This is a genomic window from Corynebacterium sp. KPL2680, assembly GCF_040225675.1.
In the GTDB taxonomy this organism is placed as follows: Bacteria; Actinomycetota; Actinomycetes; order Mycobacteriales; family Mycobacteriaceae; genus Corynebacterium; species Corynebacterium rhinophilum.
In genome coordinates, this window is sequence record NZ_JBEHFM010000045.1 from 1 (window position 1) to 4526 (window position 4526).

Genomic DNA, 4526 nt, shown 5'->3' on the forward strand with positions numbered 1-4526 from the left:
ATGCAATATCGGAATCAGACCCTTGAACCCCTCATCACCTAGAATTAAACCAGTCCAACTTTCGGGGGCCAGTTCAGGTGACGGGAATGCCACGGGCTTTTAATTCCATGATGATGAGCTCACGGTCACCGTGGGCGGCCAACTGGTGGACCTCGTTATGGTTGATATCGCCGTCTACTCCCACGCGTACGTTTCCCAGTAGGCGCAGCCGCGGAGTAGTACCCGGTGCGCACTCGTGCGGCACAGCCTCCTCGAGCACCCCGGCAAGCCCCGCGAACCGGCGAAGTAGACCGAACGGTGCAGTTTTTTCTGAGATGAGGTCTACGCACATACCGGCGCTCAGAAGTCTTTCCGTGGTGGATAAGGCGGCAGGGCCTTCTCCAATGATGGCAACACGCTGCATAAAAGTTCCTCCTCGGGCAAATCCGGTAGGCCCGCGATAGACTACATTGTCTATAAAGCTAGTCAGCTTGGTTCAGAAATAAAACATTTTATTCTTCCCTTTGGCCAAGCTCAGCGCCGTTTCCGGAAAAACGTGCTGCGTCAGGTGCCAGGGTTGCCTAGTGTGTGAGCTCATGAACCCAACGACGAACCTGCTGGATGGCGGAAAGCCCTTCCGCGATCCCCACATCTCGCCCGAAGGCACGCGCGATACCGCGCCGCTTTCCACCGAGGTGGCCGCGCGCAATGAACAGCTAGTGGACAAATGGGCGGATAAGCTCGCCTACGAATCCGCAGAAAACATCACCGAGTGGGCCGCCGAGCACGCCCCTGGCCGGCTTGCGGTCACCATGTCCATGGAAAATACCGTGCTGGCAGAGCTCTCCCACCGCGCCGGGCTCGCAGCGGATCTCCTCTTCATCGATACCGGCTGGCACTTTCCAGAAACCCTCCAAGTGGCCGAAGAGGTGGATAAGCGCTACCCGGATCTCCCCCTTGTTCGCGTACTGCCGCTGCTGAGCCCCGAAGAGCAAGATGAGGTGTACGGCCCGCGCCTGTACGCGCGCGATACTGCCGCCTATAACCGCATGCGCAAGGTGGAGCCACTGAATATGGCCATGGACCCTTATGCCGGATGGGTCACGGGCCTGCGCCGGGCCGATTCCGAGCACCGCGCTCACGCCCCGGCGCTCAGCCTGGACCGCACTGGGCGGTTAAAGATTTCGCCGATTATCACTTGGAACTTGGACGATACCGATCAGTACATCGCAGATAATGACCTCATCATCCACCCGCTGACCCTGCAGGGATACCGGTCCATCGGCGATGCGCCGTTGACCTTCCCGGTCGGCGACGGTGAGGACGCCCGCTCCGGGCGAGTATTTGGAGATGGCAAGACAGAATGCGGGTTACACGAATAATGAGCACACTTTCCCCACACCTACAAGACCTAGAAAATGAATCCATCCACATCCTGCGCGAGGTGGCCGGGCAATTCGATAAGGTAGGCCTCCTCTTTTCCGGCGGCAAGGACTCCGTTGTCGTCTTCGAGCTGGCCCGTCGCGCCTTCGCCCCGGCCACGGTGCCTTTTGAATTGCTCCACGTGGATACCGGTCATAACTTCCCCGAGGTGATCAAATTCCGCGATGACCTGGTTGCGGAATCCGGCGCCCGCCTCCACGTCGCCCACGTTCAAGACTGGATCGATAGCGGCGAGCTGCAGGAACGGCCCGATGGCACGCGCAACCCGCTGCAGTCGGTGCCGCTGGTAGAGACCATCGCCAAGCGCGAGTACGACGCCGTGCTGGGCGGGGCCCGCCGCGATGAGGAGCGCGCCCGCGCCAAGGAACGCATCTTTTCCATCCGCGATTCCTTCGGCGGGTGGGACCCTCGCCGCCAGCGTCCCGAGCTGTGGGATCTGTACAACGGCGGCAAGATGGCCGGCGAAAACGTGCGCGTCTTTCCCATCTCCAACTGGACCGAATCCGATATTTGGGAATACATCGGCGCGCGCGGGCTCGAGTTGCCGCCCATTTATTATTCGCACCAGCGCGAGGTCTTCAACCGCGGCGGCATGTGGCTTTCGCCAGGTGAATGGGGTGGGCCGAAAGACGATGAGCAGCTAGAGACCCGCACCGTGCGCTACCGCACCGTCGGCGATATGTCCTGCACCGGCGCCGTCGAATCCACCGCCTCCAGCCCCGATGAGGTGCTCGCGGAAATCTCCATTTCCACCCTGTCTGAGCGCGGTGCCACCCGCGCCGATGACAAACTTTCTGAATCCGCCATGGAAGACCGCAAGAAGGAAGGCTACTTCTGATGACGACTACCCTCGCGCCCAATGTCGGCGCCCTCAAACAGCGCGATACCCTGCGCTTATGCACCGCCGGCTCCGTTGATGACGGCAAATCCACCTTCGTCGGCCGGCTGCTCTATGACACCAAGTCCGTGCTCGCGGATCAGGTCGAGTCCATGGAGCGTTCCTCCTCCGATCGCGGTTTCGATGGCATGGATCTTTCCCTGCTTGTTGATGGCCTGCGCGCCGAGCGCGAGCAAGGTATTACCATCGACGTGGCCTACCGCTACTTTGCCACCGATAAGCGCACCTTCATCCTCGCCGATACCCCAGGCCACGTGCAGTATACCCGCAATACGGTCACCGGCATGTCCACCTCGCAGGTGGTGGTGCTGCTTATCGATGCCCGCCACGGCGTCGTCGAACAAACCCGCCGCCACCTCAACGTGGCCGCGCTCCTGGGCGTGCGCCACGTCGTCCTAGCCGTCAATAAGATCGACCTCGTGGACTATGACGAGCAGGTCTTCCGCGATATCGAGGCCGAATTCCATAAGATTGCCCAGCGCCTAGACATTACCGATACCACCGTCGTGCCCATTTCCGCGCTCAAGGGCGATAACGTGGTCGAGCGCTCTACAACCATGGAGTGGTACACCGGCCCCACCGTCCTTGAGGTGCTCGAGACCATCCCCGTCGCCACCGGACGCGCCGATGAGCTGGACTTTCGCTTTCCCATCCAGTACGTAATCCGCGAGCACGCCACCGATTACCGTGGCTACGCCGGCCGCGTGAAGGCCGGGTCCATCTCCGTGGGCGATACGGTGCACCTGCCCGAAGGCCGCACCAGCACCGTCACCCAGATCGATACCGCCGACGGTCCAGCTTCCTCGGCCGCTGCCGGTGATTCGGTGACGCTACTGCTTGCCGATGACGTCGATCTCACCCGCGGCGATCTCCTCGCCGGCGCCCAGCGTCCCCCGGCCACCCGGGAATTCGCTGCCACGGTGGTAGGCCTTACCGAAAAAGACCTAAAACCTGGTCAGATGCTCAAGCTGCGCTATGGTTCCTCCCTGGTCAAGGCCCGCATCGCTGCTCTTTCCCGCACCTTGGATCTCGATGGCGTATCTGACGTTGATGATCCTGAGGCCGTTGTTATGAACGATATCGCCCATATCACCATCCAGACCCAGGCCGAACTGCCCGTGGAGGATTACGCCGCCCGCGGCGCCGTGGGAAACTTTCTGCTCATTGATCAATCCTCCGGCAATACCCTGGCCGCCGGCTTCATAGGCCACCGCTTGCGCTAAGACTCGTGCACCAAGCGCACAAACGTCTACAGCAACCGCGATTCGCTCGATGCTAGGGCGAATCCGAGGAGAACGCGGTAGCTGTAGACATTTGTGGTGCGAACTTCATGAGAGTCATCGCCGAAAGGCAGAACTCCCCTCTTAACAGGGATCGCTGAAGTCTGCGTTGTTATTTAGGGATCGGGCGTTGCCGCCGTATGCAGCCTTGAGTTCGCAGACTTTGTCCACGCTGTGGCCGGCGTCGAAGTAGATCGCATATGCTGTGCCTCCGTCGACTTGGCCGCGGAGAGAACTACAGGCATTGCCGGAAAGAATCTTGGAACCCGGGTATTTGTTTTGCACGCGTTGCGTCTCTGCTGACGGATCTTCGCCCACCGGAATGATGGCAGACTCGACGATCATGATGTAGCGGCCATCGCATTGATCATTCCCAGTGGATTGATCGGAGCGGATCTGGGTCTCCGTTGTCGTCTTCGTCGCAGGTTCAGGTTTCTCTGCGGCTGTGCCCTCATCCTTGTTTTCCTCTTGAGACGAGGTGACGGGGACAAAGGCATCGGCGTCAGTGGAATCAGCAGAATCGCTGCTATTCGTGAGCGCCCACGTGACTCCGGCGGTGATTGCGATGATGGCAATGATTGCTAGGACGATCATCGCCAAGCGTGTGGCCTTGCCACTTTTCCCAGTATTACCTGTGGAATCTCCGGTAGGGGAAGAGGAATTCCATGACTGGTGCTGAGAGGGATCCGGCTGACCCAAAGAATTATTATTAGTCAACGAGGGAGCTCCTTTGCATGAGTTCATCTTGGTCGAATTTGTAGCGCGACTTTCATTGCTTTATGGCCAATTAAAAAGTTGGGTTTCGTCACGGTGGGTGTCTCCTAGTAACTAGGCGGATTGTTACTAGCAGGTTGCGTCCAGTAGCGTGGTGTATCTGTAACTGACGGTGGGCCCCTTATGAATGAGGCTGGCGACCACCGTAGTAC

5 protein-coding genes are annotated in these 4526 nt (G+C 59.5%); 3 read left to right on the plus strand and 2 right to left on the minus strand.

What is annotated here, in order from left to right:
• Positions 1-73 precede the first annotated feature (73 nt).
• Entirely contained in the window at positions 74-403 is a 330-nt protein-coding gene (locus tag ABRP66_RS11440) for a methylenetetrahydrofolate--tRNA-(uracil-5-)-methyltransferase (RefSeq protein WP_284785242.1), read from the minus strand.
• 172 nt (positions 404-575) lie between these two features.
• Between ABRP66_RS11440 and ABRP66_RS11445 the strand changes: the two genes are divergently transcribed.
• The 3 genes from ABRP66_RS11445 to ABRP66_RS11455 are packed head-to-tail and all read left to right on the plus strand — an operon-like array spanning position 576 to position 3543.
• Positions 576-1361 carry a phosphoadenylyl-sulfate reductase gene (locus tag ABRP66_RS11445; protein WP_284770411.1) on the plus strand — a complete coding sequence of 262 codons (786 nt, stop codon included), beginning with the start codon at positions 576-578 and terminating at the stop codon, positions 1359-1361.
• Positions 1361-2260 (plus strand): sulfate adenylyltransferase subunit CysD, encoded by a 900-nt coding sequence (gene cysD / locus ABRP66_RS11450; RefSeq protein WP_284785240.1) that lies wholly within the window; start codon positions 1361-1363, stop codon positions 2258-2260. The genes ABRP66_RS11445 and cysD overlap by 1 nt, the downstream gene beginning before the upstream one ends.
• Complete coding sequence (locus ABRP66_RS11455; RefSeq protein ID WP_284785237.1) at positions 2260-3543, plus strand: sulfate adenylyltransferase subunit 1; 1284 nt, start codon at positions 2260-2262, stop codon at positions 3541-3543. Before cysD ends, ABRP66_RS11455 begins: the two co-directional genes overlap by 1 nt.
• Before the next feature lie 141 nt (positions 3544-3684).
• On the opposite strand, the gene ABRP66_RS11460 is transcribed toward ABRP66_RS11455, so the two are convergent.
• Positions 3685-4317 (minus strand): hypothetical protein, encoded by a 633-nt coding sequence (locus ABRP66_RS11460; RefSeq protein WP_284783095.1) that lies wholly within the window; start codon positions 4315-4317, stop codon positions 3685-3687.
• Between the last annotated feature and the right edge of the window lie 209 nt (positions 4318-4526).